This is a genomic window from Enterobacter cloacae complex sp. IR53030 (genome assembly GCF_049238365.1).
Taxonomy (GTDB): domain Bacteria; phylum Pseudomonadota; class Gammaproteobacteria; order Enterobacterales; family Enterobacteriaceae; genus Enterobacter; species Enterobacter kobei.
Window position 1 is genome coordinate 31,124 of record NZ_JBMKHA010000009.1, and the last position, 26,551, is coordinate 57,674.

31 protein-coding genes and 1 other annotated feature are annotated in these 26,551 nt (G+C 53.6%); of the genes, 19 read left to right on the top strand and 12 right to left on the bottom strand.

Going from position 1 to position 26,551, the window contains the following annotated elements:
• Positions 1 to 4: 4 nt before the first annotated feature.
• Together ACOTXR_RS11285 and rnm are read right to left on the bottom strand one after the other, a co-directional pair.
• A complete protein-coding gene (locus ACOTXR_RS11285; RefSeq protein WP_003856793.1) occupies positions 5 to 625 on the bottom strand; it encodes an L-threonylcarbamoyladenylate synthase in 621 nt (206 codons plus the stop codon).
• Positions 622 to 1,503, bottom strand: a complete 882-nt coding sequence (rnm, locus tag ACOTXR_RS11290; RefSeq protein WP_045281236.1) for an RNase RNM — start codon at positions 1,501 to 1,503, stop codon at positions 622 to 624. Before rnm ends, ACOTXR_RS11285 begins: the two co-directional genes overlap by 4 nt.
• A gap of 139 nt (positions 1,504 to 1,642) precedes the next feature.
• Between rnm and trpL the strand changes: the two genes are divergently transcribed.
• The 7 genes from trpL (at position 1,643) to ACOTXR_RS11325 (ending at position 9,839) form a co-directional block, all read left to right on the top strand.
• Positions 1,643 to 1,687, top strand: coding sequence for a trp operon leader peptide (gene trpL / locus ACOTXR_RS11295; protein WP_106993556.1), 45 nt, complete (start codon positions 1,643 to 1,645; stop codon positions 1,685 to 1,687).
• Positions 1,664 to 1,758, top strand: a sequence feature (Trp leader region). Its footprint overlaps the gene before it by 24 nt.
• Before the next feature lie 25 nt (positions 1,759 to 1,783).
• Positions 1,784 to 3,346 (top strand): anthranilate synthase component 1, encoded by a 1,563-nt coding sequence (locus tag ACOTXR_RS11300; RefSeq protein ID WP_222834552.1) that lies wholly within the window; start codon positions 1,784 to 1,786, stop codon positions 3,344 to 3,346.
• Positions 3,346 to 4,941, top strand: coding sequence for a bifunctional anthranilate synthase glutamate amidotransferase component TrpG/anthranilate phosphoribosyltransferase TrpD (gene trpD, locus ACOTXR_RS11305; RefSeq protein ID WP_014884098.1), 1,596 nt, complete (start codon positions 3,346 to 3,348; stop codon positions 4,939 to 4,941). The genes ACOTXR_RS11300 and trpD overlap by 1 nt, the downstream gene beginning before the upstream one ends.
• A gap of 3 nt (positions 4,942 to 4,944) precedes the next feature.
• On the top strand, positions 4,945 to 6,303 hold the full coding sequence (gene trpCF, locus ACOTXR_RS11310; protein WP_058689898.1) for a bifunctional indole-3-glycerol-phosphate synthase TrpC/phosphoribosylanthranilate isomerase TrpF: 1,359 nt from the start codon (positions 4,945 to 4,947) through the stop codon (positions 6,301 to 6,303).
• 10 nt (positions 6,304 to 6,313) lie between these two features.
• Positions 6,314 to 7,507: a tryptophan synthase subunit beta gene (trpB, locus tag ACOTXR_RS11315; RefSeq protein ID WP_014884100.1), complete on the top strand. Its 1,194-nt coding sequence runs from the start codon at positions 6,314 to 6,316 to the stop codon at positions 7,505 to 7,507.
• Complete coding sequence (gene trpA / locus ACOTXR_RS11320; RefSeq protein ID WP_014884101.1) at positions 7,507 to 8,316, top strand: tryptophan synthase subunit alpha; 810 nt, start codon at positions 7,507 to 7,509, stop codon at positions 8,314 to 8,316. Before trpB ends, trpA begins: the two co-directional genes overlap by 1 nt.
• A 266-nt stretch (positions 8,317 to 8,582) precedes the next feature.
• Positions 8,583 to 9,839, top strand: a complete 1,257-nt coding sequence (locus ACOTXR_RS11325; RefSeq protein WP_023330557.1) for a mechanosensitive ion channel family protein — start codon at positions 8,583 to 8,585, stop codon at positions 9,837 to 9,839.
• A 154-nt stretch (positions 9,840 to 9,993) separates the two neighbouring features.
• Here the strand turns inward: ACOTXR_RS11325 and cspE are convergent, their stop codons facing one another.
• Positions 9,994 to 10,206, bottom strand: coding sequence for a transcription antiterminator/RNA stability regulator CspE (gene cspE / locus ACOTXR_RS11330; RefSeq protein WP_014884103.1), 213 nt, complete (start codon positions 10,204 to 10,206; stop codon positions 9,994 to 9,996).
• A 493-nt stretch (positions 10,207 to 10,699) separates the two neighbouring features.
• Between cspE and ACOTXR_RS11335 the strand changes: the two genes are divergently transcribed.
• A complete protein-coding gene (locus tag ACOTXR_RS11335; RefSeq protein WP_058689897.1) occupies positions 10,700 to 11,305 on the top strand; it encodes a hypothetical protein in 606 nt (201 codons plus the stop codon).
• Between the two features lie 63 nt (positions 11,306 to 11,368).
• Here the strand turns inward: ACOTXR_RS11335 and ACOTXR_RS11340 are convergent, their stop codons facing one another.
• Both ACOTXR_RS11340 and ACOTXR_RS11345 read right to left on the bottom strand, forming a co-directional pair.
• Entirely contained in the window at positions 11,369 to 12,028 is a 660-nt protein-coding gene (locus tag ACOTXR_RS11340; RefSeq protein WP_058689896.1) for a DsbA family protein, read from the bottom strand.
• A gap of 129 nt (positions 12,029 to 12,157) precedes the next feature.
• Complete coding sequence (locus ACOTXR_RS11345) at positions 12,158 to 12,637, bottom strand: MarR family winged helix-turn-helix transcriptional regulator (protein WP_014884107.1); 480 nt, start codon at positions 12,635 to 12,637, stop codon at positions 12,158 to 12,160.
• A 140-nt stretch (positions 12,638 to 12,777) separates the two neighbouring features.
• Here ACOTXR_RS11345 and ACOTXR_RS11350 point away from each other — a divergent pair, with 140 nt between their 5' ends.
• Positions 12,778 to 13,599 (top strand): alpha/beta fold hydrolase, encoded by an 822-nt coding sequence (locus ACOTXR_RS11350; RefSeq protein ID WP_014884108.1) that lies wholly within the window; start codon positions 12,778 to 12,780, stop codon positions 13,597 to 13,599.
• Positions 13,600 to 13,675: 76 nt separating this feature from the next.
• Positions 13,676 to 14,443, top strand: coding sequence for an alpha/beta fold hydrolase (locus ACOTXR_RS11355; protein WP_200923887.1), 768 nt, complete (start codon positions 13,676 to 13,678; stop codon positions 14,441 to 14,443).
• Positions 14,444 to 14,699: 256 nt separating this feature from the next.
• Here ACOTXR_RS11355 and ACOTXR_RS11360 read toward each other — a convergent pair whose 3' ends face one another.
• Entirely contained in the window at positions 14,700 to 15,719 is a 1,020-nt protein-coding gene (locus ACOTXR_RS11360; RefSeq protein ID WP_058689895.1) for an NADP-dependent oxidoreductase, read from the bottom strand.
• A 99-nt stretch (positions 15,720 to 15,818) separates the two neighbouring features.
• A complete protein-coding gene (locus ACOTXR_RS11365) occupies positions 15,819 to 16,598 on the bottom strand; it encodes an SDR family NAD(P)-dependent oxidoreductase (protein WP_058689894.1) in 780 nt (259 codons plus the stop codon).
• 237 nt (positions 16,599 to 16,835) lie between these two features.
• On the opposite strand from ACOTXR_RS11365, the gene ACOTXR_RS11370 reads away from it, so the two are divergent.
• The 3 genes from ACOTXR_RS11370 to yedF all read left to right on the top strand — a co-directional run bounded on the left by ACOTXR_RS11370 (position 16,836) and on the right by yedF (position 19,003).
• Positions 16,836 to 17,384: a TetR/AcrR family transcriptional regulator gene (locus ACOTXR_RS11370; RefSeq protein WP_023330563.1), complete on the top strand. Its 549-nt coding sequence runs from the start codon at positions 16,836 to 16,838 to the stop codon at positions 17,382 to 17,384.
• Between the two features lie 177 nt (positions 17,385 to 17,561).
• The gene (gene yedE, locus ACOTXR_RS11375) at positions 17,562 to 18,773 is read left to right on the top strand and encodes a selenium metabolism membrane protein YedE/FdhT (RefSeq protein WP_023338394.1); all 1,212 of its coding nucleotides are present in this window, start codon (positions 17,562 to 17,564) and stop codon (positions 18,771 to 18,773) included.
• On the top strand, positions 18,770 to 19,003 hold the full coding sequence (gene yedF / locus ACOTXR_RS11380) for a sulfurtransferase-like selenium metabolism protein YedF (RefSeq protein ID WP_014884113.1): 234 nt from the start codon (positions 18,770 to 18,772) through the stop codon (positions 19,001 to 19,003). The genes yedE and yedF overlap by 4 nt, the downstream gene beginning before the upstream one ends.
• Positions 19,004 to 19,197: 194 nt before the next feature.
• Here the strand turns inward: yedF and ACOTXR_RS11385 are convergent, their stop codons facing one another.
• Both ACOTXR_RS11385 and ompW read right to left on the bottom strand, forming a co-directional pair.
• Positions 19,198 to 19,368, bottom strand: coding sequence for a hypothetical protein (locus ACOTXR_RS11385; protein ID WP_155404566.1), 171 nt, complete (start codon positions 19,366 to 19,368; stop codon positions 19,198 to 19,200).
• A gap of 146 nt (positions 19,369 to 19,514) precedes the next feature.
• Positions 19,515 to 20,147 carry an outer membrane protein OmpW gene (ompW, locus tag ACOTXR_RS11390; protein WP_014884115.1) on the bottom strand — a complete coding sequence of 211 codons (633 nt, stop codon included), beginning with the start codon at positions 20,145 to 20,147 and terminating at the stop codon, positions 19,515 to 19,517.
• A gap of 281 nt (positions 20,148 to 20,428) precedes the next feature.
• On the opposite strand from ompW, the gene ACOTXR_RS11395 reads away from it, so the two are divergent.
• The 4 genes from ACOTXR_RS11395 (at position 20,429) to yciA (ending at position 22,700) form a co-directional block, all read left to right on the top strand.
• Positions 20,429 to 20,833 (top strand): YkgJ family cysteine cluster protein, encoded by a 405-nt coding sequence (locus ACOTXR_RS11395; RefSeq protein ID WP_014884116.1) that lies wholly within the window; start codon positions 20,429 to 20,431, stop codon positions 20,831 to 20,833.
• A gap of 25 nt (positions 20,834 to 20,858) precedes the next feature.
• Positions 20,859 to 21,602, top strand: coding sequence for a YciC family protein (locus ACOTXR_RS11400; protein WP_014884117.1), 744 nt, complete (start codon positions 20,859 to 20,861; stop codon positions 21,600 to 21,602).
• A 58-nt stretch (positions 21,603 to 21,660) separates the two neighbouring features.
• On the top strand, positions 21,661 to 22,200 hold the full coding sequence (locus ACOTXR_RS11405; protein ID WP_045135473.1) for a septation protein A: 540 nt from the start codon (positions 21,661 to 21,663) through the stop codon (positions 22,198 to 22,200).
• 104 nt (positions 22,201 to 22,304) lie between these two features.
• Positions 22,305 to 22,700: an acyl-CoA thioester hydrolase YciA gene (gene yciA / locus ACOTXR_RS11410; protein ID WP_008502796.1), complete on the top strand. Its 396-nt coding sequence runs from the start codon at positions 22,305 to 22,307 to the stop codon at positions 22,698 to 22,700.
• A gap of 36 nt (positions 22,701 to 22,736) precedes the next feature.
• Here yciA and tonB read toward each other — a convergent pair whose 3' ends face one another.
• On the bottom strand, positions 22,737 to 23,459 hold the full coding sequence (tonB, locus tag ACOTXR_RS11415) for a TonB system transport protein TonB (RefSeq protein ID WP_058689893.1): 723 nt from the start codon (positions 23,457 to 23,459) through the stop codon (positions 22,737 to 22,739).
• A 222-nt stretch (positions 23,460 to 23,681) separates the two neighbouring features.
• Between tonB and ACOTXR_RS11420 the strand changes: the two genes are divergently transcribed.
• Entirely contained in the window at positions 23,682 to 23,978 is a 297-nt protein-coding gene (locus ACOTXR_RS11420) for a YciI family protein (RefSeq protein ID WP_023330569.1), read from the top strand.
• 35 nt (positions 23,979 to 24,013) lie between these two features.
• On the opposite strand, the gene leuE is transcribed toward ACOTXR_RS11420, so the two are convergent.
• Positions 24,014 to 24,649, bottom strand: a complete 636-nt coding sequence (gene leuE, locus ACOTXR_RS11425) for a leucine efflux protein LeuE (protein WP_014884157.1) — start codon at positions 24,647 to 24,649, stop codon at positions 24,014 to 24,016.
• A 106-nt stretch (positions 24,650 to 24,755) separates the two neighbouring features.
• Complete coding sequence (locus ACOTXR_RS11430) at positions 24,756 to 24,929, bottom strand: YciY family protein (RefSeq protein ID WP_017384232.1); 174 nt, start codon at positions 24,927 to 24,929, stop codon at positions 24,756 to 24,758.
• 143 nt (positions 24,930 to 25,072) lie between these two features.
• Between ACOTXR_RS11430 and cls the strand changes: the two genes are divergently transcribed.
• Positions 25,073 to 26,533 (top strand): cardiolipin synthase, encoded by a 1,461-nt coding sequence (gene cls, locus ACOTXR_RS11435; protein WP_008502791.1) that lies wholly within the window; start codon positions 25,073 to 25,075, stop codon positions 26,531 to 26,533.
• Positions 26,534 to 26,551: the final 18 nt, after the last annotated feature.

A 26,551-nucleotide genomic window follows, 5' to 3' on the forward strand; every position in this document is an offset into this window, starting at 1 on the left:
ACCTCTACAAGAAAGGCTTAACATCGCCCACGCCTTCACGAATCACTTCTGGCGCATCTTCGGTTAAGTCGACCACGGTGGTCGGTTGCTGACCAAGATAGCCGCCGTGAATAATCAGCTCAACCACCTTCTCCAGACGATCTTTGATCTCTTCCGGGTCGGACTCGGTAAACTCACTTCCCGGCAGCATCAGCGAAGTCGAGAGCATCGGTTCGCCGAGGGTTTCCAGCAGTGCCTGCGCAATCGGGTTGGACGGCACGCGCATCCCGATGGTTTTCCGTTTTTCCTGCAACAGGCGGCGCGGAACCTCTTTCGTCCCTTTCAGGATGAAGGTGTAGTTACCCGGCGTGTTGTTTTTAATCAGGCGAAACGCCACGTTATCAACATACGCATAGGTCGACAGCTCAGAGAGATCGCGACACATCAGCGTAAAGTTATGGCCGTCCGGAAGCTGGCGAATACGGCAGATACGCTCCATCGCCCCTTTGTCTTCAATTTTGCAGCCCAGCGCGTAGCCAGAATCGGTCGGGTAAACAATCACGCCGCCTTTGCGGACGATCTCCACGGCCTGATTGATCAGACGTGGCTGCGGGTTATCCGGATGAATATAGAAAAACTGACTCATACTTCCCTCTCTTCAATTTGCTGCGGCTGTTCCCAGAGCTGCCAGACCGGCTCAACGCCTGCCGGTAACCAAAGCTTGCGCCCCAGTTCAATCCACGCGCAGGGCTGATGGAAATCAGAGCCCTGCGACCCTGTCAGGCCGAACTGGCGAGCATAAGTCGCAAGCTGCGCACGCTCATTGGGTGCCTGCTGACACTGGGCGACTTCCATCGCCTCGCCACCGCATTCAGCAAAGTGTGCCAGCAGTCTTTTCAGCCATTTAGCAGAAAGATTATACCGCCCCGGATGGGCCAGCACGGCCTTACCGCCAGAATGATGAATCACATCAATAGCTTGTTTTATTGTACACCACTGTGGCGGAACGTATCCGGTTTTCCCGCGCGCCAGATACTTTTTAAAAACATCCGCCATGGTCGTTGCCTTGCCCGCTTCAACCAGAAAACGGGCGAAATGACCGCGCGTGACTGCCCCACCGTTCGCGAGCGCTTGCGCCCCTTCCAGCGCGCCCGGAATATGCGCCTTTTCCAGACGCTCACCGATCATCTCCGCTCGCTGGTTGCGGCGCGTTTTTTGTTCTTGCAAAAACGTTACAAGTGCCGGATGTTCTATATCGATGTTCAGACCAACGATATGAATTTCATGGTTTTCCCAGACGGTTGAGATCTCGACCCCGGTGACCAGATTCAGCGCCAGCCCGCTGCGGGCAATCTCAGCGCGCGCTGCCGGAATGGCATCAGTGGTATCGTGATCGGTTATCGCCAGCGTGCCGACGCGCATCTCAACCGCGCGATGAACCAGGGCTTCGGGTGTCAGCAGACCATCAGAAGCCTGCGTATGGCTGTGTAAATCATAAATAATGGCGTAGGTGGTATCGCTCAAAGCACTTCCCATAACAGGTTGGAGACATCCGAAACCGCCATGATACCGACTTAACGCGAAATTCTGAAATCAAGGGTTGACAACTCGCCACCGAACTAGTTAACTAGTACGCAAGTTCACACGAGAAAGGTATCTGAAAATGACAGCACATTTCACTCTGCACGGTTGGTGGCGCACTTCCTGATTTTCGGGCAGTGTCACGCGTCTGCGAAATGCAAACAGATACCCAGCCCGCTACCCAGCGGGCTTTTTTTTGAACAGAATAAATGAGAACAACAACATGCAAACAGCCAAACCCCATCTCGACCTGCTGACCTGCGAGGCGGCCTATCGCCACAACCCGACCGCGCTGTTTCATCAGGTGTGCGGCGCACGTCCGGCAACGCTGCTGCTGGAGTCTGCAGATATCGACAGCAAGGACGATCTTAAAAGCCTGTTGCTGGTTGACAGCGCACTGCGCATTACCGCGTTAGGTGACACTGTCACCATCAAGGCACTTTCTGACAATGGCGCATCGCTGCTGCCGCTGCTCGATGCTGCCCTGCCTGCGGGCATCGAGAATAAACGTCACCCGGACCAGCGAATTCTGCATTTTCCTCCGGTAAGCCAGCTGCTGGACGAAGATGCCCGCCTCTGCTCGCTGTCCGTTTTCGACGCCTTCCGCCTGCTGCAAAATCTGGTCACCGTGCCGGAAGATGAGCGTGAAGCGATGTTCTTCGGCGGGCTGTTTGCATATGACCTGGTCGCCGGGTTTGAAGATTTGCCGGAAACCGAGCAGGGTAACCGCTGCCCGGATTACTGCTTCTATCTGGCCGAGACCCTGCTGGTGATCGACCATCAGAAAAAATACACCCGCATCCAGGCCAGCCTGTTCACACCGTCCGCGGCTGAGAAAGAGCGCCTCGAAAATCGCATCGCTCAACTCCAGCAGCAAATGACGGAGGCGCCCCCTGCGCTGCCGGTACATCGCGTCGAGCAGATGACGTGTGAGGTTAACCAGACCGACGATCAGTACGGGGCCGTGGTTCGCCAGATGCAAAAAGCGATTCGCGCCGGGGAAATTTTCCAGGTAGTGCCTTCCCGTCGTTTCTCTCTGCCCTGCCCGTCGCCGCTGGCAGCGTACGATGTGCTGAAAAAGAGTAACCCGAGCCCTTACATGTTCTTTATGCAGGACAATGATTTCACTCTGTTTGGTGCGTCACCGGAAAGCTCCCTGAAATACGACGCTACAAGCCGCCAGATTGAGATCTACCCAATTGCAGGCACCCGCCCCCGCGGCCGTCGTGCCGACGGTTCACTGGATCGCGATCTCGACAGCCGCATTGAACTGGAAATGCGTACTGACCACAAAGAGCTCTCCGAGCATCTGATGCTGGTTGACCTGGCGCGTAACGACCTTGCGCGTATTTGCACGCCGGGTAGCCGTTACGTGGCTGATCTGACCAAAGTCGACCGTTATTCCTTCGTCATGCATCTGGTCTCCCGCGTGGTGGGTGAACTGCGCAGCGACCTCGATGTGCTGCACGCCTATCGGGCCTGCATGAACATGGGCACCCTGAGCGGCGCGCCGAAAGTGCGTGCGATGCAGTTGATTGCCGCCGCCGAAGGTCGTCGTCGCGGCAGCTACGGCGGCGCGGTGGGTTACTTCACCGCCCACGGCGATCTCGATACCTGCATCGTGATCCGCTCTGCCTACGTTGAAGACGGAATTGCCACCGTCCAGGCCGGCGCCGGGATTGTTCTCGACTCTGTTCCGCAGTCTGAAGCTGACGAAACCCGCAGTAAGACTCGCGCGGTATTGCGCGCCATTGCTACCGCACATCATGCACAGGAGATTTTCTGATGGCTGACATTCTGCTGCTCGATAATATCGACTCCTTTACCTATAACCTGGCAGATCAGCTGCGTGCGAATGGCCATAACGTCGTTATTTACCGCAACCACGTACCGGCGCAGACCCTGATTGACCGTCTGGCGACCATGCAAAACCCGGTGCTGATGCTCTCCCCGGGTCCGGGCGCGCCAAGCGAAGCAGGCTGTATGCCGGAGCTGCTGACCCGCATGCGCGGCAAGCTACCGATTATCGGCATCTGCCTCGGTCACCAGGCGATCGTTGAAGCCTACGGCGGCTATGTCGGCCAGGCGGGCGAGATCCTGCACGGTAAAGCCTCCAGCATTGAACATGACGGCCAGGCGATGTTTGCCGGGTTACCGAATCCACTTCCGGTTGCGCGCTATCACTCGCTGGTCGGGAGTAATATTCCCGCCGGGCTGACGATTAATGCCTCGTTTGAAGGGATGGTGATGGCGGTACGTCACGACGCGGATCGCGTCTGCGGCATGCAGTTCCACCCGGAATCGATCCTGACATCACACGGTGCTCGTCTGCTGGAGCAGACCCTCGACTGGGCGCTACAGAAGCTGGAGCAGACCAATACCCTGCAACCGATTCTGGAGAAACTGTACCAGGCGCAGACCCTTAGCCAGCAGGAGAGCCACCAGCTCTTCTCCGCTGTAGTGCGTGGCGAGCTGAAGCCTGAACAGCTGGCCGCGGCGCTGGTGAGCATGAAAGTGCGCGGCGAAAGCCCGCAGGAGATCGCCGGTGCCGCCACGGCCCTGCTGGAAAATGCCGCCCCGTTCCCGCGCCCGGACTATCCGTTTGCCGATATCGTCGGCACCGGCGGCGACGGCAGCAACAGTATCAATATTTCGACTGCCAGCGCCTTTGTGGCGGCGGCATGCGGGATGAAGGTGGCGAAACACGGTAATCGCAGCGTTTCCAGTCGGTCTGGCTCCTCCGATCTGCTGGCCGCGTTCGGTATTAACCTCGACATGAATGCCGAACGTTCCCGAGAAGCGCTGGATGACCTGGGCGTCTGCTTCCTGTTCGCGCCGAAGTACCACACCGGTTTCCGCCATGCGATGCCGGTGCGCCAGCAGCTTAAAACCCGCACGCTCTTTAACGTGCTCGGTCCGCTGATTAACCCGGCCCATCCGCCGCTGGCATTGATTGGCGTATACAGCCCTGAGCTGGTCCTGCCGATTGCCGAGACGCTGCGCGTCCTGGGTTACCAGCGTGCCGCCGTGGTACACAGCGGCGGTATGGATGAAGTTTCTCTCCACGCACCGACGCTTGTGGCCGAGCTGAACAACGGCGAAGTGCTTAGCTATCAGCTCGAGGCGTCTGATTTCGGCTTAACACCCTATCATCAGGACGCGCTGGCGGGCGGCACGCCGGAAGAAAACCGTGACATTCTGACGCGCTTACTACAAGGTAAAGGTGAGGCCGCGCATGAGGCCGCCGTGGCAGCCAACGTCGCCATGCTGATGCGTTTGCACGGTGAGGAAGACCTGAAGGCTAACGCCCAAAAAGTTCTGGATGTACTGCGCTCCGGTGCAGCTTACGATCGCGTTACCGCACTTGCGGCAAGAGGGTAAAGAATGCAGACCGTTTTAGCGAAAATCGTTGCCGATAAGGCCATCTGGGTGGAAGCCCGCAAAGCAGAGCAGCCGCTTGCCAGTTTCCAGAATGATGTTGTTCCCAGCAGCCGTCGTTTCTATGACGCCCTGCAGGGCGCACGCACCGCCTTTATTTTGGAGTGCAAAAAGGCCTCTCCGTCAAAAGGCGTTATTCGTGACGATTTCGACCCGGCGCGTATCGCCGGTATTTATAAGCATCATGCGTCCGCCATCTCCGTGCTGACGGATGAGAAATATTTCCAGGGCAGCTTCGATTTTCTGCCCATCGTCAGCGGCATCGCGCCGCAGCCGATCCTGTGCAAAGACTTTATTATCGACCCGTATCAGATCTGGCTTGCGCGTTTTTACCAGGCTGACGCCTGCCTGCTAATGCTCTCGGTACTCGACGACGAGCAGTATCGCCAGCTGTCTGCCGTAGCGCACAGTCTGAACATGGGCGTGCTGACCGAGGTAAGTAATGAAGAAGAACTGGAGCGCGCCATCGCGCTGGAAGCCAAAGTGGTCGGCATTAACAACCGCGATCTTCGCGACCTGTCGATTGACCTGAACCGTACGCGCCAGCTTGCGCCGCGTCTGGGTTCTGGCGTCACGGTAATCAGCGAATCCGGCATTAACAGCTACGCTCAGGTGCGCGAGCTGAGCCACTTCGCCAACGGTTTCCTGATTGGTTCCGCCATGATGGAACATGACGACCTTAACGCCGCGGTACGTCGCGTCCTGCTCGGTGAAAACAAAGTGTGTGGCTTAACTCGCGAACAGGATGCCCTGGCCGCGTATGACGCGGGGGCCATTTACGGCGGCCTGATCTTTGTTGACGCCTCGCCTCGTGCCGTCAGTGAGGAACAGGCGCGCAATGTGATCGCAGCAGCGCCACTTAGCTATGTGGGCGTGTTCCGTAATGCGGATATCGCAGACGTCGTGGCAAAAGCCGAAACGTTATCCCTGAGTGCGGTGCAACTGCATGGCGATGAGGATCAAGCCTACATCGATAAGCTGCGTGCAGACCTCGCCCCTCAGGTGCAGATCTGGAAAGCACAAAGCGTGGGTACCACCCTGCCCGCACGTAACCTGAATCATGTTGATAAATATGTTCTCGACAACGGCCAGGGCGGTACGGGTCAGCGTTTTGACTGGTCACTGCTAAATAGCGAAAAGCTGGACAACGTCCTGCTGGCGGGTGGATTAAGCCCGGATAACTGCGTGGAAGCTGCCAAAGCGGGCTGCGCAGGCCTCGATTTCAATTCAGGCGTAGAGTCACAACCGGGTATTAAAGATGCCAGCAAACTGGCCTCGGTTTTTAACACTCTGCGTGCATATTAAGGAAGAGAAGATGACGACATTACTTAACCCGTATTTTGGTGAGTTCGGCGGGATGTACGTCCCGCAAATCCTGATGCCCGCCCTGCGCCAGCTGGAAGAGGCGTTCGTTAGTGCGCAGAAAGATCCGGCATTTCAGGCGGAATTTACCGACCTGCTGAAAAACTATGCGGGCCGTCCGACAGCACTGACGAAATGTCGCAACCTGACCGAAGGCACAAACACGACGTTGTATCTCAAGCGTGAGGATCTGCTGCACGGTGGTGCACATAAAACTAACCAGGTTCTCGGCCAGGCGCTGCTCGCGAAGCGTATGGGGAAAACCGAAATTATTGCTGAAACCGGTGCAGGCCAGCACGGCGTAGCCTCTGCGCTCGCCAGCGCCCTGCTGGGCCTGAAATGTCGCATTTACATGGGTGCGAAAGACGTTGAGCGTCAGTCTCCGAACGTGTTCCGTATGCGCCTGATGGGGGCGGAAGTGATCCCAGTGCACAGCGGCTCCGCGACGCTGAAAGATGCCTGTAACGAAGCGCTGCGCGACTGGTCTGGCAGCTACGAAACCGCGCACTACATGCTCGGTACCGCGGCGGGTCCGCACCCGTTCCCGACCATCGTGCGCGAATTCCAGCGCATGATCGGTGAAGAGACCAAAGCGCAGATCCTTGAAAAAGAAGGTCGTCTGCCGGATGCGGTGATCGCCTGCGTCGGCGGCGGGTCTAACGCCATCGGCATGTTTGCTGATTTCATCGACGACACCCGCGTGGGTTTGATTGGCGTCGAGCCTGCCGGTCACGGCATTGAATCGGGTGAACATGGCGCACCGTTGAAGCATGGCCGCGTGGGGATCTACTTCGGTATGAAATCGCCAATGATGCAAACCGAGGAAGGCCAGATTGAAGAGTCGTACTCTATCTCTGCGGGCCTGGATTTTCCGTCAGTTGGACCCCAGCATGCGTATCTGAACAGCACGGGTCGCGCGGATTATGTTTCTATTACCGATGACGAAGCGCTGGAAGCCTTCAAAACGCTATGCCGCAGCGAAGGGATTATCCCGGCGCTGGAGTCTTCCCACGCCCTGGCGCACGCGCTGAAAATGATGAAAGAGAACCCGGAAAAAGAGCAACTGCTGGTCGTTAACCTGTCCGGTCGCGGTGACAAAGACATCTTCACCGTTCACGATATTCTGAAAGCACGAGGGGAAATCTGATGGAACGCTACGATAATGCATTTGCCGAACTGAAATCCCGCCAGGAAGGCGCGTTCGTTCCCTTCGTTACGCTGGGCGACCCTGGCCCGGAGCAGTCGCTGAAGATTATCGACGCCCTGATTGAAGCGGGTGCCGACGCGCTGGAGTTGGGTATTCCGTTCTCTGACCCGCTGGCGGATGGCCCGACCATCCAGAACGCCACCCTGCGCGCGTTTGCCGCAGGCGTGACGCCCACTCAGTGCTTCGAGATGCTGGCGGCGATCCGCCAGAAGCATCCGACGATCCCGATTGGCCTGCTGATGTACGCCAACCTGGTGTTTAACCGTGGTATTGATGAGTTTTACGCCGAGTGCGCGCGCGTGGGTGTCGACTCCGTTCTGGTGGCAGACGTACCGGTAGAAGAGTCTGCGCCGTTCCGTCAGGCGGCGATGCGACATAACGTGGCACCTATTTTCATCTGCCCGCCAAACGCCGATGATGAACTGCTGCGCCAGATTGCCTCCTATGGTCGCGGGTATACCTACCTGCTCTCCCGTGCGGGTGTAACCGGCGCGGAGAACAAAGCGGCGCTGCCTCTGCATCATCTGGTCGAAAAGCTGGCTGAATACCACGCGGCCCCTCCGCTGCAGGGCTTTGGGATTTCATCTCCCGACCAGGTCACCGCGGCGATTGACGCTAACGCAGCCGGTGCAATCTCAGGCTCCGCTATCGTTAAAATCATTGAGAAGAACGTGGACAAGCCAGAGCAAATGCTGGCTGAGCTGAAAACCTTTGTCAGCGCAATGAAAGCGGCAACGCGCAAAGCGTAACCTCTCCACCGTCTGGCTTCGCCGCCAGACGGTGTTTCTTTAGCGCCGCCATTCTGGGCACTGCCACGCACATTCGCCTGCTTTTATCGCCTGGAACGAATTTGAAAATAAAGTTACTGACCGCAACAAAATAGCTCGGTGCGGCTTAGGATTCAGGTCGTGGACTTGCCTGTACCGGATATGCCATTATATGATTTGGTTAAATCTTTGTATTTATCTCCTGAATGAGGTTAATACAAAATGGCATACGATTCAGGCGATAAGCGGTGGTATACTTGGATTATTTATTAACATTCATAGAAAGCAATCCGGCTCTGGCCATTGGATTTAATCTTATTCTGCTGGTCATCTCTGGTTTCTTTGCGCACCTGATGTGCAAATTCCTGCTCATAAAAATCGTTCGTAAGGTCTTCTTTTCCAGCCATAAACAGGATGTCCCGCTGGAAAAAGATCGTCGTATTGCCGAGAAGCTGTCGAATTTCATTCCGGTTATTATCGTTTATTACGTCCTGCAGTTTATGCCCAATATGCCGGCATCGCTGGTGACGGCAATAAATACCATCTGTGGGATTCTATTCTTTATTTTTCTGTCGGTTTTCTTCAATGAGATGCTGGATATTGTCAACAGCTCTTATTTACGTAAGACGAAGCGTAAAAATCACTCTATCAAAGGCTATATCCAGATAGGGAAAATATTTATCCACATCATCGCTGCGATCATGATCCTTGCCGTCATGTCGAATAAATCCCCTGCGATCATTATTTCCAGCCTCGGGGCCGTAGCAGCCGTACTGATGTTAGTCTTTCAGCACACCCTGCTTTCGCTCGTGGCCAATATCCAGCTTTCGTCAAATGATGTCCTGCAGTTGGGGGACTGGATTGAAATGCCCGATAAGAACCTGAGTGGCGAAGTGACCGACATAGCGCTGCACACCATTACCATCCGTAACTGGGATAACACAATCTCGCGTATCCCGACCAAAAACTTCCTGACCGAAACGTATACCAACTGGCAGGCCATGTTTTCGTCAGGGGCGCGCCGGATTATGCGCAGCACCACTATCGATCAGCACTCAGTTAAATTCCTCACTCAGGAAACGCTGGCCCCGATGCTGGCCCTGCGCGGCACGAATGAACCGCTGGCAAAGCTCATCGACGGGCGTGATCCCATGGGCGTACCGGACAGTTGGTTTATGGATAATGGCCTGACAAATTTAACGCTTTTTCGGCATTACCTGATGGCATGGCTCGCCGATCGGCCTGATATTATCAAAGATATGTATATTGTCGTGCGAACGCTAAAGCCTACGCCGTCGGGTATTCCCCTGGAAATTTATTGTTTTACCTCATCCGTACTGTGGATGGAGTATGAAAATACCCAGTCAGCGATATTTGAATACATCACCGCTGTCGCCGGTCAATTCTCGCTCCGCTTATATCAGCATCCGGCTGGTCATGATTTCTGGCGTTTATCACAGGAATACAGCCTTCGGGACCGCATCCCGCCTCCGGGTGAAGGATAATTGTCTCAGAAAACAGGTCGGCAAAACAGAATAACAATTTTCCTGGAGCCATAAAAAAACCCGCACTCGGCGGGTTTTTTGTTATCAGTGAAGCTTAACTGCTCAGACTCGCGTCTTCATCGCTATCGTAAGGGTCATAGATAACAGGCGCGACTTACAGCGGAGAAACATTACCCGCTGCCGGGCCTTTAGCGCCATTTTCAATGGTGAAGGACACTTTCTGGCCTTCATCAAGCGATTTGAAGCTGTCGCTCTGAATAGCAGAGAAATGTACGAATACATCTTTGCTGCCGTCGTCAGGCGTGATAAAGCCAAAACCTTTATCAGCGTTAAACCATTTTACTAAACCAGTCATTTTATTAGACATAGATAATTCCTTATTTTTTGAGCCACTAAGCGCGGCGATGATGGCCTGTATTTAGAGAGTAACTTATTTGGCACTTAGGAGGAGGCTCACGAAGAAGAGTATCTATTGATAACACCTGAACTGAGGACTGCTTTACTAAACTGCTTTTATAAGGTCTGTATTCCAAACCGATGACGCTATTTAGGCACAGAAAATTTTTTTAAGCAAAGTTTTTATTTTTTTATTATAACCGCTTAAACACCCGGACGGCTGAATGGCTATGGAAACTAAAGCCGCTGGAGCCATGTATTCGCATCCTGTGATAGCCCAAGCATATCGCCTCTTTTAGTGACGGAGAGCTCCCTGAAAGGGGGGATCTTATCGGCACAGAGTGAACGCACCCTCGCTAAGTAGCTCAATATGCTTAAAATTCATGCCTATAGCGCACAAAGTGAAATAGATTTTCGTTCGAAGCCACTTATCATAGATGTTTTGAATGAAAGTGGTGGTGTTAATGTCTGTGCTCAAAAGCTTTTTCTTCTTTCTTTTCGCGTCAGCAGCCTGCTCCTTGCCCGTACTTTGTCTGTGGGTGGATATCTCTTTATTTAATCTGGATATACCGGAGATATCGCTGACCGAAATTGTGCAGGAATCGGTTTTAGTGAGCATCGTATTTATTCACTTCCTCCTGGCGAAGAAATGGGAATTCATGCGCTATTGCAACATCCTGATCGGCGGCTTTTTCCTCTCCATGCTGATTCGCGAACTGGATGCATTTTTTGATCTTCTGGCTCATGGAAGTTGGGTGTGGTTTGCACTACTTTCCGCCATTTGCGCTTTGCTTTATCCCGTTATCCATTTCCGACTTACTCTTACGCAACTGACCCACTATACCCGTACCCCGTGGTACGGCATGATGCTCAGTGGTCTGCTGGCAGTCCTGGTTTTCTCCCGGCTGTTTGGAATGCACGAATTATGGTACGAGATACTCGATAAAAGCTACGTCAGGGTGGTCAAGAATGTCGTGGAGGAAGGTAGCGAATCATTCGGGTATATGCTCTGCCTTATCGCATCTGCAGGGTACTACTGCTCTTTCCGTTCCCTCTCCCGCCAGAAATGATTCGGGCATTCGAACAGGTGATAAACGAAGCTCCGGTGTGTAAAACCGGAAGCCTCGTTTTGGCTACGCAAGCTTTGCCAGCGCCTCGCCGATGCTTTTTGCTCCACCATAGAGATCGTGGCCGCTGATAATGTGCTCAGTGCTGTCAACCGTAACCAACAGCAGCGGAACCCCGCTGAAACCTTTTTGATTCATAAGACGCTTTACGTCAGCGATCCTGTCGTCCGTCAGGCTGCGAAGCGCGTTATCGGCATCAAGCCGGCCGGCAAAGTCATTAGGGTTGAGGTCAACGTTATTTTCCCGAGCCCAGGCGATACCGATCTCTTCCACCACATCACTTTTCGCAGTATCACACCCCAGGACATAGCGGGCATGTTGCAGTGCACGAAGCAGCCCTGCCTCTGCCGCCGGGCTGATTTCATGAAAAGCCGTAAGTGCCCGGTTCATAAACGTCGAATCAAAGCGCGCACCTGAGTTCAGGAGCTGGTGATAGCTCTCACTGAATGGCTGACCGGTCAGCGAAGCGATACGCCGATCGTTTGTCCACGCATATTCTGCCCATTGGGCGGTGATGTGCCGGGCACCCTCATCACAAAAAAGACCGCTGGGCATTAACGTGAGCTTTTCGATGTAATGTTGTGCCAGATAATTCAGGGCGGGCGAGCTGGCATAACACCAGCCGCAAAGTGGGTCAAAAAAATACTGTAGATTGTCAATGCGCATGTGGTATCCCCTGGGAATCATTAGCCCTCATCATAATGAGATTCCTCAATGCGAAAAACAGCCCTCCAGTAAATTCAGTGTTTCATAGAGCGTACGAATGGACAGTATGTCTCTGCCCGAATGACCCCATCAGGCCAGGTCATTGGCGTCCGGTTTCTGCGCACGGTGGATCTTGTCACGGATCTTATCGACTGATGCTTTGATGTCAGCAATGATGTCGGCGTCCATCCCCAGGGTATCCACAATACAGCGCGTGATAGTGCTGGTCTCGCTTTTCAGCGCCTCCCCCTTCTCCGTCAGGTGGATAAGCACTTCGCGCTCATCCTTCGGATTACGTGTCCGGGTGATCAACCCCGCAGTCTCCAGCCGCTTCAGTAAAGGGGTCAACGTGCTGGACTCAAGAAAAAGAATACCACTCAGTTCCTTCACTGTTCGCCCATCCTGATTCCACAAGGTAACCATCACCAGATACTGGGGATAGGTCAGGCCAAGCTTATCAAGCATGGGACGATAGAGCTGAGTAAAAGCATGTCCCGCAGAGTAAAGAGAAAAACAGAGCATACCGTGCACATCTGGCAGGGAATCCTCGGAATTAGTGTGTTTAGTCATATGTCCTCCAGTCCCCTTAAAATAATTTGCATACGATTTAATTGCAAGCGATTGACAAAGGCAAAAAGGGCTGCCACATTCATTTGCACACAAACAAATCGCACACAAACAAATAACACAACACATAACAGGAGTACAAAATGACAACTTTCATCACCAAAGACGGAACAGGCATTTTTTACAAAGACTGGGGTTCAGGTCAGCCTATCCTCTTCGCTCACGGATGGCCGTTATCGTCTGATGCCTGGGATCAGCAAATGCTGTTTTTCAGCCAGAATGGTTTCCGGGTCATCGCGCATGACCGTCGCAGCCATGGGCGTTCAGACCAGACTTTCCACGGCAACAATATGGATCAGTATGCGGACGATCTCGCTGAGCTGATTGAGTCGCTGGATCTGAAGGATCTGATTTTAGTGGGTCACTCCACAGGGGGCGGCGAAGTTGCACATTATATCGGCCGTCATGGTACCTCACGCGTGGCTAAAGTCGTTCTGGTCGGCGCAGTCCCTCCTCTTATGCTCCGGACGGATGCCAATCCAGACGGTACTTCGATTGAGGTGTTTGATGCTATCCGCGAAGGCACGGCCAAAAACCGCTCACAGTTTTACTTTGACCTGACAATTCCGTTCTATGGCTTTAACCGTGACCATGTCCCCACCAATGACGGGTTACGGGAAAACTTCCGCAGAATTGGCCTGCAGGGCGGCATTAAAGGGCAATATGACTGCATCCATGAGTTCTCTGAAGTCGATTACACACGCGACCTGCAGCAGATTGATCGCCCTACGCTGATTATTCATGGCGACGATGACCAGATTGTCCCCATTAAGGCATCCGCACACCGCGCCGCTGAGATCGTTGCGAATGCGACGCTGACGATATATGCCGGCGGTTCACATGGACTGGCGGAGACAGAGGCCGATCGCTTTAACGCTGACGTACTGGCCTTTATTCGCGGCTAACCAGGTGGCCTGTTTCAGACAGGCCACAATCCCCCCTACGCATACCCTTTAAACTGTATTGAAAAGAGGAATGATCATGTCCAAATTTGCTGCCTCCCTTGCCGTTGCCGCCGTTCTGCTGTCTGCCAGCGCAATCGCCGAAACCGCTAAGCCGACCGTTGTCCTGGTTCATGGTGCCTTTGCCGACTCTTCTAGCTGGAATGGCGTTACCCGGATCCTGCAAAAGGATGGATACAATGTCGTTGCTGCCGCGAATCCGCTGCGCAGTGTTTCGGGTGATGCGGCTTACGTCTCTTCTGTGGTGAACAACATTAAGGGGCCGGTCGTCCTTGTCGGGCATTCCTATGGTGGCCAGGTTATTACGAACGCGGCCCGTGATACAAACAATGTCAAATCGCTGGTTTATGTCGCCGCATTTGCTCCGGACGCGGGTGAAGCCGCGGCCGACCTGGCAGGGAAATTCCCTGGCGGCACGCTTGGTCAGGCGCTATCCACACCGGTGAAGCTGGCTGATGGTAGCGTCGATCTCTCCATCGATCGGGCGAAGTTCCACCAGCAATTCGCGCATGACGTTTCAGCTGAAGAGGCGGCGCTGATGGCCGCAGGGCAAAGACCGATTACCGAAGCGGCTTTAACTGAAAAATCGGGTGTGCCAGCCTGGAAAAAACTGCCCTCTTACTTCATTTACGGTGACGGCGACAAGAATATCCCCGCCCAGGGTTTGCGATTCATGGCTGAACGCGCGGGATCAAAACACACCGTTGTGATTAAAGGCGCATCCCATGTCGTGATGGTTTCACATCCACAGGATGTCGCCACACTTATCGAGGAAGCGGCGAAGTAAACATCACTCTCCCGCCCCGAAAGCCACCCCTCGCCTGAGGGGTGGCCATATCCGTAATGCCCAGGTTTTAATCCCGCGCAGAGTACAACGTATATTGGGTTCATCCTTCCCCCGACTCACCAAAACGTAGCGAAATATCCACGCCTTCAGTAACAAGGTCCGGCAGCATAGGGGGCGGCAATGCGCAGGGTTCCACTCAGCGCATCACCATTATCTGCGGTCCGCCGCTGCAACGGCGCTCAAGCCTTCGTAGCTATCACCCATGAACTTTAACGACGACTTTCCCCTTTGCATGCCCGCGAGCCAGATAGGTGAAGGCGTCGCTCGTTTCGGCAAAGGGGTAAACCTTGTCGATTACGGGCTTGATGAGTTCAGCGTCCATGAGTTCACCGATTTGGCTGAGCTGGCTGCCATCAGGGCGAACAAAGAGAAACGAATAGGTCAAACCTCGCTTTTTTGTCAGCCGCATGATTTTGCGGCTCATCAGCCCTAATACGAAACGCAGGAAAACATTAAGGTGTCGTTCCCGCGCGAAAGCAGCATCTAACGGCCCGATCAGGGAAATAATTTTCCCTCCCGGCTTAAGGATTTGCGTGGATTTCTCAATCGCGTCACCTCTGATAGTACCGAGGACAATATCGTAGCCGCTCAGCACTTTTTCGAATTCCTGCTTTCTATAGTCAACGACGTCATCTGCACCAAGGCGGCTCACCCAGTCAATGTTGGCTGCGCTGGTGGTCGTCCCAACCGTTGCGCCAAAGTGTTTCGCCAGCTGAATAGCAAAACTGCCGATTCCACCGGATCCGGCAGGGATAAATACTTTCTGCCCCGCTCGCAGCATCGCGCGTTCTGTCAGCGCTTGCCAGGAGGTGAGACTGACCATAGGAAGTGACGCGGCCTGTACGAAATCCAGACTGGCGGGTTTTAACGCCGCAAGGCTTTCTGGCACCCGGACAAATTCGGCCAGCGACCCCGTTCCCCTGTCAAAAATACTGGCGAAAATCTCGTCGCCTGCCTTGAATCGCGTCACGCGACGTCCTGTGGCAACGACAACGCCGGACACATCACTGCCCAAGGTCGCGGGGAGACTGAAATGCAGAACGCGTTTGAACATGCCGGTCGGGATCATGTTATCGATTGGGTTCAGACCTACTGCATACACTTTGACCAGAATTTCATCATTACCGGGGGACGGAAAATCGACGTCATCGATCCCCAGTCCCGGGGATTTACCATAGCGTTTAAACGTAAACGCTTTCATCGTCTTCTTATTCATTTGTCTTTTACTCTGCCGGGTTTGCCTGTGGCATGTTTCTTAACAACGCTGTTGCTGAGTGAAAAAACGATACTCAGTCCTATGCCGAATCCCCCCTGACTACACTTTGTAGCGCTCTGCCACGTTAGCCTGATTGATGTCCGCCAGCAGAGCCTGACGCGTCCTCTCCAGGTCATCCCAGTGGGCTGCGTGTTGTAAAGGAGGGATGGTGACGAGTTCGCGACGGTCAAAGCCCGCCAGGGCTGCGTCAACTAACTGACCCACTTCCATCATCTCGGGCGCCTTACTGATATCAATACCGGCACGTTCCCAGATTTCGGTGTAAGTGCCGGCCGGAAGTACCGCCTGGACGTAAACGCCTGCGGAGGACAGCTCAAGATGCAATCCCTGCGACAAGAAAAGCACGAAGGCTTTGGTTGCACCGTAAATCGACATGGCAAATTCCGGGGCAAGCCCAACGACTGAACTGATATTGACGATCGCACCTTCTCCGGCGTTGACAAACCGTGGTGCCGCGGCACTGGCAAGCCTCGTCAGCGCGGTGACATTCAGGGCGATAAGACGCTCAATTGCCTCGGACGTCTGGCCGATAAAACGGCCCGACTGTGCGATGCCGGCGTTATTGATCAGCACCCCTATTTTTTCGTCTTCACGAAGACGCGTTTCCACCGTCGCTAACTCCGCTGCCTGAGTGAGATCGGCAGGCAGGACATCTACAGAAACGCCCTTCTCCTGTCTCAGACGTTCGGCAAGTGCGTCTAATTTTGTTTTATCCCGGGCAACCAGAATCAGGTTATGTCCACGGCTTGCAAACCTTTCCGCATAAACAGCACCAATACCCGTCGATGCGCCTGTAATGAGAACTGAAGTTTTCGTCATGTGTGATCTTCTTTATCAAATGTTAAACAGAATCTGCACCGTTCGATGCAGGTAAATCCGGGAGATATCCGGCTCTCTTTGCTGATCTCAGCCAGACTGACAGAGCGTGCCTTTCTCTGCGAAGCGCTGACGGAGACACGGATTTAATGATGATGATCATAATCTATAAAGTCAACTGGTTTGATTATGATCATCATCAATGTATAATTGAGCCTTGTTTTATAGGGGGTGGGCAGCATGAAAGTGTCAAAAGAGCAGGTCCGGGAGAACCGGATGCGCATAGTTGAAACGGCATCCGAACTTTTTCGTGAACGCGGCTATGACGGCGTGGGCGTGGCGGAGCTGATGTCTGCTGCGGGTTTAACCCACGGCGGGTTTTATAAGCACTTTGGTTCGAAGGCCGACCTGATGTCAGAGGCCATGAATTGCGGGTTTGTGCATGCCGCGGAAAACCTGGCGGGTGTAGATCGAGACAAATTCATTGAATATTACCTCTCCCGGCAGCATCGCGATGATATGGCCGGAGGTTGCGTGATGTCTGCCCTGGGCACGGACACCGCACGCCAGTCCGAGTCCATCAAAGAGACATTTGCAGCCGGGGTTGAACGTCAGCTGGCAATGTTAAGCGACGAAAATGTCTCACGTGCTGACCTGATAAACACCTTTGCACATCTTGTCGGGGCTCTGGTGTTGTCCCGTGCCTGCCCGGATAATTCCGCGCTGGCTGACGAAATTCTGGATGTCTGCCGCTCTCGCATTTTGAGTAAGGCTCCGCGAAAGGAATGAATATTTTGCAGCCGGGGGTGTGATTGCCGGGAAATAACCGGAAGATTTAATGACGGAGGTCATAAAAAATGACGCTATCCCGGAGAGTAGGTTTGGAGAGGTTTTAGAGTAAGCCAAAAAGTTATATATTCCGGCCCGTTAAATCCAAATACACCTTCTGAGTTCAGAGGCTTACTCATGTCATGGCAATACTTCAAACAGACTTATTTAGTTAAGTTCTGGTCACCTGTTCCGGCCGTTATCGCGGCAGGCATTCTCTCTACTTATTATTTCGGCATTACCGGTACCTTCTGGGCCGTGACCGGCGAGTTTACCCGCTGGGGTGGTCAACTTCTGCAACTCGCTGGCGTGCATGCCGAAGAGTGGGGCTACTTTAAACTCATTCACCTGGACGGTACTCCGCTTACCCGCATCGACGGAATGATGATCATCGGAATGTTCGGCGGCTGTTTCGCGGCGGCGCTGTGGGCAAATAACGTCAAGTTGCGCATGCCCAAAAGCCGCATCCGCATTATGCAGGCGGTCGTCGGCGGGATTATTGCCGGATTTGGTGCTCGCCTGGCGATGGGCTGTAACCTTGCCGCGTTCTTCACGGGTATTCCGCAATTTTCACTGCATGCCTGGTTCTTTGCCGTCGCCACCGCGATTGGCTCTTACTTCGGTGCAAAATTCACCCTGCTGCCGCTGTTCCGTATTCCGGTAAAAATGACCAAAGTTAGCGCGGCGTCGCCGCTGACCCAGAAGCCGGACCAGGCGAAACGCCGTTTTCGCCTCGGTATGCTGGTCTTTTTTGCCATGATCGCGTGGGCAATCTGCACAGCGCTGAATCAACCGAAACTCGGCCTGGCGATGTTGTTTGGCGTAGGGTTTGGTCTGCTGATCGAACGCGCGCAGATCTGCTTTACCTCTGCGTTTCGCGATATGTGGATCACCGGACGAACCATGATGGCAAAAGCGATCATTGCCGGTATGGCGGTGAGCGCCATCGGCATTTTCAGCTATGTACAACTCGGTGTTGAACCGAAAATCATGTGGGCCGGTCCTAACGCGGTGATTGGTGGCCTGCTGTTTGGCTTCGGAATTGTGCTGGCAGGCGGGTGTGAAACCGGCTGGATGTATCGCGCCGTCGAAGGCCAGGTGCATTACTGGTGGGTCGGCCTTGGTAATGTCATTGGTTCAACCATTCTGGCGTACTACTGGGATGATGTCTCACCTGTACTCGCAACAAACTGGGATAAGGTCAATCTGTTGAGCACCTTCGGTCCGCTCGGCGGCCTGCTGGTAACCTATGCCTTGCTGCTGGTCGCTTTTTTACTGGTTGTCGCGCAGGAGAAACGTTTCTTCCGTCGCACCACCGCTAAACCTGAAACGCAGGAGAACGCTGCATGAAAGAGATCGTGCCTGACTATCGACTGGATATGATCGGCGAACCCTGCCCTTATCCGGCAGTGGCTACCCTTGAAGCGCTACCGCAGCTCAAAAAAGGGGAAATTCTGGAGGTGGTGAGCGACTGCCCGCAATCCATTAACAACATTCCGCTGGATGCTAAAAACCATGGCTACACGGTGCTGGATATTCAGCAGGACGGGCCAACAATCCGCTATTTGATTCAAAAATGAACGTTCAGGCCTCGTCAGAGGCCTTTATCGCATTGAATTATAAGACCTCTTGATCGAGGGCAAAGCCGCCGCATCTGACTTAAGTAAAATCTCATATCCATTTTGAAGGAGGTTTTCGCAGTTTGATGTATTTACGAGCTTTACTGGTTTTCGCCTTATTGATTCCCTTTCACGTGCTGCCCCTGAATTTCTCTTCAACCTTCCTGCGCCTTAACTGTCCGGAAAGAGGACTTGTCGAGGTTATTCTGCACGTTTACGACCATACGCAGGAACGGTGGCGCGGCCAGTTTGAAACCGGCGCAGGGCACAAGCGCGCGGGTGACACCGAAATGATCCCGTTTGCTAATGGCGATATTCTTTTTCATTCGGTGTCCAGCGACGCATTTAGCTATTTATATGATGGGGAAACGAAACTCAGGCACTGCGTAAAACTTGACGAGCGGCCGGTTTATCCGTCGTTTTGAAGGCTGCAAAAGCAAACTGGCCACCTGGTGGCCAGTTTGAGGGGGGATTAGAAGCGATAACCTGCAGAGAACATAAACACCCACGGATCGAGGCGAGTATTGATACTTTGCTGCTCACCGCCCGCTTTAAAGCGTACGTCTGTATCAATGTCCATGTACCAGACTGAGGCGTTGATCAGCCAGTCACGGTTAATCAGGTAATCCAGCCCCACCTGTCCCGCCATACCCCATGAATCTTTCAGGCTGAGGTCAGTCAGACCGGCCTCTTTACCGGTATCGTTAAATTTCTCATCGAAGAAGGTGGTGTAGTTTACACCGGCGCCAATATACGGACGTACCTTGCTGCTGGCATCGCCAAAGTACCATTGCGCCATCAGCGTTGGCGGTAAATGGTGAACGGTAGCGATATCACCGGTTGCCCCCAGACCGACGCGATGACGGAACGGCGTTGCCGCCAGAAGCTCGACACCAATGTTATCCGTCGCCATATAAGTGAACGTTAAGCCTAACTGGGTGTTATTACTGACGTTAAAACCGCCCATACCCAGCACGTTATCAGAGCCCTCAGTTGGGCGAACCGTGGCCGAACCGGCACGAATAAAGAATTCACCTGCTTCGTGCGCGTACGCGCCGCCAGAGAGACTGCTTAATACAAGGGCTGCCACCGCTAATTTTTTCATATCCGCTCCATCGTTGTGGTTTTAATCGCGGGTGAGAATATACTCACAAATGAGTAATAAGTGATCTGCCACAGATCACATTAAAACCAGTAAGTTAACATTCATTGATCTGGGTTAATTTTTTGTGGCGCTTTGAAAGGCAGCAAGTTGTTTCCATGTCAATTTTTGGCATTTCACAGTTACAAAATTTTCTCTTTTCCCCCTCTTGCTCTTCCTCAGGCGGCTGGCTAATTTATCGCTTTCACAAATTGATTTGATGCGTTCTTTTTTGCAGGTGTGCCATGAGTGAAGTTAACCCGTGCATGACGTGCGGAGCCTGTTGTGCGTATTTTCGAGTCTCTTTCTACTGGGCCGAGGCCAGCGATGGCGGCGGTACCGTTCCGGTTCATCTCACTGAGCCGTTAACCCCTTTTCTGCGCTGTATGCGCGGCACGAACCAAAAACAAGCCCGCTGCGTCGCGCTACAGGGTGAACCCGGGGTCTCAACCCGGTGTTCCATCTATGAGGATCGCCCCAGCCCCTGCCGGGAATTTGCTATGTCGGGGGAAGACGGGCAGGTCAACGACGCCTGTAATCGCGCCCGCGCACGGGTCGGATTACCGCCGCTTTACAAAGATATGCTTTTCCATACAAGCCTTGATGCTGCCACAGCAGGTGCATCCGGTGTACAATTACCGGCTAATTAACACCTGCAATACTCAAGGAGAGTGCATGTCTATCACGGCGAAGTCTGTCTACCGTGACACGGGAAACTTTTTCCGCAATCAGTTCATAACTTTTTTACTGATCGCGTTGCTTTGCGCCTTTATCACTGTGGTGCTGGGCCATGCCTTCTCACCGAGTGATGAACAGATTGCCAGCCTGAGCCAGGGTGACAATCTGGCAGGAAGCGTCGGGTTGTTTGAACTGGTGCAAAACATGACGCCAGAGCAGCAGCAAATCCTGCTGCGGGCTTCAGCCGCATCGACGTTCTCTGGTCTCATTGGTAATGCGATTCTGGCGGGCGGCGTTCTCCTGATGATTCAGCTGGTGTCAGCGGGCCATCGGGTCAGTGCCTTACGCGCGATTGGTGCCAGTGCCCCCGTTTTGCCGAAGCTGTTTATCCTGATCTTCTTAACCACCCTGCTGGTGCAGATGGGGATTATGCTGGTCGTGGTGCCGGGCGTGTTGCTGGCTATCGTGCTCTCTTTTGCCCCGATCATGATCGTGCAGGACAAAATGGGGATTTTTACCGCAATGCGCAGCAGCATCAGGCTCGCATGGGCGAATATGCGCCTGGTGGCCCCTGCCGTGATCGGCTGGCTGCTGGCGAAAACGCTTCTGCTCCTGTTTGCGCCAAATTTTGCGGTTTTAACGCCTAATGTTGGCGCGGTAGTCGCGAATACGCTGAGCAACCTGATTTCAGCGGTACTGCTGGTCTATCTGTTCCGCCTGTATATGTTAATTCGTCAGTAATCCTGATGCCGGGAGCATGACCCGCTTCCCGGCTCAACAGAGAAGATGGAATCACAGAATGAAGCAGTTTCTTGATTTTTTACCGCTCGTGGTCTTTTTCGCGTTTTATAAGCTGTATGACATCTATGCTGCGACCACTGCGCTGATTATCGCGACCGCGGTTGTGCTGATCTACAGCTGGTTACGTTACCGTAAAGTCGAAAAAATGGCGCTGGTCACGTTCGTGCTGGTCGCTGTTTTCGGCGGGCTGACCCTGTTCTTCCACAATGATGAATTCATCAAGTGGAAAGTCACGGTGATATACGCGCTGTTTGCAGGCGCATTGTTAATCAGCCAGTGGGTTATGAAAAAACCGCTTATCCAGCGCATGCTGGGTAAAGAGCTGACGCTGCCGCAGCAGGTCTGGTCCCGACTGAATATTGCCTGGGCGGTGTTCTTTATTCTTTGTGGTCTTGCCAATATCTACATTGCCTTCTGGTTGCCGCAAAACATTTGGGTCAACTTTAAGGTCTTCGGCCTGACCGCCCTGACGCTGATTTTCACCCTGCTCAGCGGCGTTTACATCTATCGCCATATGCCGCAGGACGATAAGCACTAACTGCTGGTTGACCAGAACGTGTTCGACAGGCGTTCTGGTCTATTCTCTCCGCTGTGAAATCATAGTAGCATCCCGCCTGAAGTCTTCCGTTACGAGTTAAAACAATGACAACAACTAACGCCCCTCAGGGCGAACTGGTTTTACGCACACTGGCAATGCCCGCTGACACTAATGCCAATGGCGATATTTTTGGCGGCTGGCTGATGTCGCAAATGGATATGGGCGGCGCAATTCTGGCAAAAGAGATAGCTCACGGACGCGTGGTAACCGTGAGGGTCGATGGGATGACCTTCCTGCGCCCGGTGGCGGTAGGTGACGTGGTGTGCTGTTACGCGCGCTGCGTCAAACGCGGCAATACCTCTATCTCTATCAACATTGAAGTCTGGGTGAAGAAGGTCTCTTCAGAACCGATTGGACAGCGCTATAAAGCTACTGAAGCACTGTTTATTTATGTGGCAGTGGATAGCGAGGGTAAACCTCGTCAGCTTCCGCAGGCCTGATTATCTGACAAAAAAGCCTCCATCCGGAGGCTTTTTTTATTCCATCTGCGCCCCGCCGTTCAGGCGGAAGACAATGTTCACGATCAGTCCGCTACCCGGTTTACCGGCTTCGTAGCGCCATCTGCGCATCGCCGATTTCACTTCGCGTTCAAACATATTAGAAGGCTGAGCGGACAAGATTTGCACGTTATCAACGCGGCCATCTGCGGTAACGTCAAATTTCACCCGCACGCGGCCTTCAATACGTAAAGCCTGCGCTCGCGCCGGATACTGAGGCTGGTTTCGGCTCAGTGCTCGCGGGCCCGCTGGCGCGGCAACCGTTGGTTTTGGTGCCGGTGCGGAGTTGTTCATTACCGGACGTGAAGGTGCGGCATTCTCAACCGTCTGGGTCGCACGTGGCTCAACCGGACGTTCTTCGCGTTTCGGACGCTCCTCGACCTTCTTCACCGGCTTTGGCTTCGGCTTAGGTTTGGGCTTCGGTTCAGGTTTATGGATCACCACCGGTGCTTCCTTCGGTGGCGCCGGAACAGGCTCGGGTTCTGGCTCCTGTTCAGCAACCGGCTGTGGCGGTGGCGGCGCGACCTGCGGCGGCTCGAGATCCGCTGGCGATACCATGGTCACCGAAATCGGCTGCGCGGGTGCGGGCATTTCAATAACCTGATGAACCGAGGTATAGAGCAAACCCGCCACGACAGCACCGTGAATCACGACGGAGAGCAGCGTCGGCCAGGGAAAGCGGCGAGGTAAATCAAGGGTCATCGAAGTCATAGTCATCAACGTTAAAAAATCGAACCCTGATTTTAAATGCAAATAGCAATCATATTCAATAAGACACTTTGTTCTGGCGCAATTTAAGCGTCAATGTGGCCAAAAAAGGGGCATTCAGATCAGGGTATTAACATTGTTTTTATCTTTACATTGCAGTCAGTTGCCCTTTCACATAACGTAACTGACACTTTAAAACGCTTAAGGAGCTTCACCGTGCTTTACGTGATTTACTCTGAAGATGTCGCTGATTCACTTGAGAAACGCCAGTCTGTCCGCCCTGCTCACCTGGCACGCTTACAGCTGCTACAGGATGAAGGCCGTTTGCTGACCGCTGGCCCAATGCCTGCTGTCGACAGCAACGATCCGGGTGCAGCCGGTTTTTCGGGCTCCACGGTTATTGCAGAGTTTGAATCTCTGGAAGCGGCGCAGGCCTGGGCTGACGCAGACCCGTACGTTGCGGCGGGCGTGTATGCGAAGGTAACGGTGCGACCGTATAAGAAAGTGTTCTGATATAATAAAGGCTCCCTCAGGAGCCTTTTTTCACATCAATGCAGGGACGCTAACCGCGCCGCAAATCCGACAAACAGCAGCCCTATCAGCCCGTTCCCCAGCTTTGCCAGTTTCTTTTTGGTTTTCAGATAACGCGTGACAAACGCACCGGAGAAGATCAGGAAGCTCATGTACATAAAGCTAATCAACTCAAGCGTGGTGGCGAGGATCAGAAAAGAGGTCCCGGTATTTTGTGCATTCACGTCAATAAACTGCACAAAGAACGAAACGTAGAACAGAATCGCTTTTGGATTCGTCAGGCTCAGTACCAGGGCGCGTTTCATGATCATACTGGCAGGTTCAGTTCCGCTCTCATGAGCATGATTCTGACGGTTAATCACCGACCAGAGCATTTTGCCGCCCAGCCAGAGTAAATAGAAAGCACCCAGATAGCGTACGATATTAAACAGTACAGGCGTGGTCTGGATTAAAGCCGCGACACCGGCCCAGGCGAGAAACATCAGAACCGCATCGCCGATAAACACACCTGTGGCGGCAAGATATCCTTTTTTAACGCCGTGACCGATCCCGGTCTTCAACACAAACAGGGTATTCGGGCCCGGCACCAGCACAATAAAAAATGCGCCAACAACATACGTCCAGAAATTCAGTACGCCAAACTCCGCAAACACCTCTCCCTCCTTTTGCTAAACATCACCGGAATATCGCAGCAATAACGATATTCTCTAAATAAGACACTATAAAATCAGCGGGCACCTTGCGGTGCCCTCAGGGTTTTCAGATATCCTGGACGGCGAACAGCAACGCGTTGCGGTGCCTGTTCAATCCACATTTTCTGATGGCGTGGATACGCATATTGCGGCGGGATTGTGCTTCCAGCCAACGAGCCTTACGACGACTCACCTGTCGCAACATGCGCCAGCGCCCTACTTCTGTTCTACTGCGCTTCATGTCTACAACTCTTTCTCAAACAGAGCCGCCATTATAAACCCAACCCGGCAGCAAACCAGCGCTTTTACCTGGCGTTTTTATTTGCCAGATGAATCCTGATGCGTACACTCATAACAATACGCTTTCAAAAGGATTTTTTAACCATGACAACCTTCTACACCGTGGTGAGTTGGCTGGTCATTTTGGGATACTGGCTGTTAATCGCGGGTGTGACATTACGCATCCTGATGAAGCGCAGAGCCGTACCCTCTGCCATGGCCTGGCTTCTGATCATTTACATCCTCCCGCTGGTGGGAATTATTGCCTATCTCTCTTTCGGTGAGCTTCATCTGGGTAAACGCCGGGCCGAGCGGGCGCGTGCCATGTGGCCTTCCACCGCGAAGTGGCTTAACGATCTTAAAGCCTGCAAACATATCTTTGCCGAGGAGAACAGCAGCGTCGCCTCCTCGCTGTTTAAGCTCTGCGAACGGCGTCAGGGGATTGGCGGCGTTAAGGGGAACCAGCTCCAGCTTCTGACCTCCTCCGATGACGTGATGCAGGCGTTGATCCGCGATATCCAGCTTGCTCGCCATAACATTGAGATGGTGTTCTATATCTGGCAGCCCGGCGGCATGGCCGACCAGGTCGCTGAATCCCTGATGGCGGCCGCGCGTCGGGGGATCCACTGCCGTCTGATGCTGGACTCCGCAGGCAGCGTGGCCTTTTTCCGCAGCCCCTGGGCAGGCATGATGCGTAATGCCGGTATCGAAGTGGTTGAGGCGCTAAAGGTAAATCTCCTGCGCGTCTTTCTGCGCCGGATGGACCTTCGCCAGCACCGTAAAATGATCATGATTGATAATTATATTGCCTATACCGGCAGTATGAACATGGTTGACCCGCGCTTCTTTAAACAGGACTCCGGCGTCGGGCAATGGGTGGATCTGATGGCACGAATGGAGGGGCCGATTGCCACCTCGATGGGTATCGTTTACTCCTGCGACTGGGAGATAGAGACCGGCAAGCGTATTCTGCCCCCACCGCCAGATGGCAACATCATGCCGTTTGAAGAGGCCAGCGGTCATACTATTCATACCATTGCCTCCGGGCCTGGCTTCCCGGAAGACTTAATTCATCAGGCGCTGCTGACGGCTACCTACTCAGCGCGTGAATATTTGATCATGACGACGCCCTACTTCGTCCCCAGCGATGACCTGTTGCACGCGATCTGTACCGCAGCGCAGCGCGGTGTCGATGTGAGTATCATTTTGCCCCGCAAAAATGACTCGCTTCTGGTGGGCTGGGCCAGCCGCGCCTTCTTTAGCGAACTGCTGGCCGCCGGGGTGAAAATATACCAGTTTGAAGGCGGGCTGCTGCACACCAAGAGCGTGCTTGTCGACGGCGAATTAAGCCTGGTGGGCACGGTAAACCTCGATATGCGCAGCCTGTGGCTGAACTTTGAAATCACCCTGGTGATTGATGACGCCGGATTTGGCGGTGACCTGGCGGCGGTGCAGGATGATTATATCTCCCGCTCGCGGCTGCTGGATGCCAGGCTGTGGGTAAAACGCCCGCTGTGGCAGAGAATAGCTGAACGACTGTTTTACTTCTTTAGTCCGTTGCTGTAAAACGTGCCCAACGATGTT

What these genes read in the sequence shown, in the direction of transcription:
- ACOTXR_RS11340 (WP_058689896.1), bottom strand. Translation starts at nt 12,028, where the DNA reads ATGCGCATTGACAATCTACAGTATTTTTTTGACCCACTTTGCGGCTGG.
- ACOTXR_RS11285 (WP_003856793.1), bottom strand. Translation starts at nt 625, where the DNA reads ATGAGTCAGTTTTTCTATATTCATCCGGATAACCCGCAGCCACGTCTG.
- ACOTXR_RS11430 (WP_017384232.1), bottom strand. Translation starts at nt 24,929, where the DNA reads ATGAAGCGCAGTAGAACAGAAGTAGGGCGCTGGCGCATGTTGCGACAG.
- ACOTXR_RS11345 (WP_014884107.1), bottom strand. Translation starts at nt 12,637, where the DNA reads ATGACTAAACACACTAATTCCGAGGATTCCCTGCCAGATGTGCACGGT.
- ACOTXR_RS11350 (WP_014884108.1), top strand. Translation starts at nt 12,778, where the DNA reads ATGACAACTTTCATCACCAAAGACGGAACAGGCATTTTTTACAAAGAC.
- yciA (WP_008502796.1), top strand. Translation starts at nt 22,305, where the DNA reads ATGACAACAACTAACGCCCCTCAGGGCGAACTGGTTTTACGCACACTG.
- yedE (WP_023338394.1), top strand. Translation starts at nt 17,562, where the DNA reads ATGTCATGGCAATACTTCAAACAGACTTATTTAGTTAAGTTCTGGTCA.
- ompW (WP_014884115.1), bottom strand. Translation starts at nt 20,147, where the DNA reads ATGAAAAAATTAGCGGTGGCAGCCCTTGTATTAAGCAGTCTCTCTGGC.
- yedF (WP_014884113.1), top strand. Translation starts at nt 18,770, where the DNA reads ATGAAAGAGATCGTGCCTGACTATCGACTGGATATGATCGGCGAACCC.
- ACOTXR_RS11385 (WP_155404566.1), bottom strand. Translation starts at nt 19,368, where the DNA reads ATGAAAAAGAATATCGCCATTAGCAAACGGGATCATTTCGGTGTCACC.
- ACOTXR_RS11395 (WP_014884116.1), top strand. Translation starts at nt 20,429, where the DNA reads ATGAGTGAAGTTAACCCGTGCATGACGTGCGGAGCCTGTTGTGCGTAT.
- trpB (WP_014884100.1), top strand. Translation starts at nt 6,314, where the DNA reads ATGACGACATTACTTAACCCGTATTTTGGTGAGTTCGGCGGGATGTAC.
- ACOTXR_RS11400 (WP_014884117.1), top strand. Translation starts at nt 20,859, where the DNA reads ATGTCTATCACGGCGAAGTCTGTCTACCGTGACACGGGAAACTTTTTC.
- cls (WP_008502791.1), top strand. Translation starts at nt 25,073, where the DNA reads ATGACAACCTTCTACACCGTGGTGAGTTGGCTGGTCATTTTGGGATAC.
- ACOTXR_RS11300 (WP_222834552.1), top strand. Translation starts at nt 1,784, where the DNA reads ATGCAAACAGCCAAACCCCATCTCGACCTGCTGACCTGCGAGGCGGCC.
- trpA (WP_014884101.1), top strand. Translation starts at nt 7,507, where the DNA reads ATGGAACGCTACGATAATGCATTTGCCGAACTGAAATCCCGCCAGGAA.
- ACOTXR_RS11370 (WP_023330563.1), top strand. Translation starts at nt 16,836, where the DNA reads ATGAAAGTGTCAAAAGAGCAGGTCCGGGAGAACCGGATGCGCATAGTT.
- ACOTXR_RS11360 (WP_058689895.1), bottom strand. Translation starts at nt 15,719, where the DNA reads ATGAATAAGAAGACGATGAAAGCGTTTACGTTTAAACGCTATGGTAAA.
- trpCF (WP_058689898.1), top strand. Translation starts at nt 4,945, where the DNA reads ATGCAGACCGTTTTAGCGAAAATCGTTGCCGATAAGGCCATCTGGGTG.
- tonB (WP_058689893.1), bottom strand. Translation starts at nt 23,459, where the DNA reads ATGACCCTTGATTTACCTCGCCGCTTTCCCTGGCCGACGCTGCTCTCC.
- trpD (WP_014884098.1), top strand. Translation starts at nt 3,346, where the DNA reads ATGGCTGACATTCTGCTGCTCGATAATATCGACTCCTTTACCTATAAC.
- ACOTXR_RS11335 (WP_058689897.1), top strand. Translation starts at nt 10,700, where the DNA reads ATGTCTGTGCTCAAAAGCTTTTTCTTCTTTCTTTTCGCGTCAGCAGCC.
- ACOTXR_RS11355 (WP_200923887.1), top strand. Translation starts at nt 13,676, where the DNA reads ATGTCCAAATTTGCTGCCTCCCTTGCCGTTGCCGCCGTTCTGCTGTCT.
- ACOTXR_RS11405 (WP_045135473.1), top strand. Translation starts at nt 21,661, where the DNA reads ATGAAGCAGTTTCTTGATTTTTTACCGCTCGTGGTCTTTTTCGCGTTT.
- cspE (WP_014884103.1), bottom strand. Translation starts at nt 10,206, where the DNA reads ATGTCTAATAAAATGACTGGTTTAGTAAAATGGTTTAACGCTGATAAA.
- ACOTXR_RS11365 (WP_058689894.1), bottom strand. Translation starts at nt 16,598, where the DNA reads ATGACGAAAACTTCAGTTCTCATTACAGGCGCATCGACGGGTATTGGT.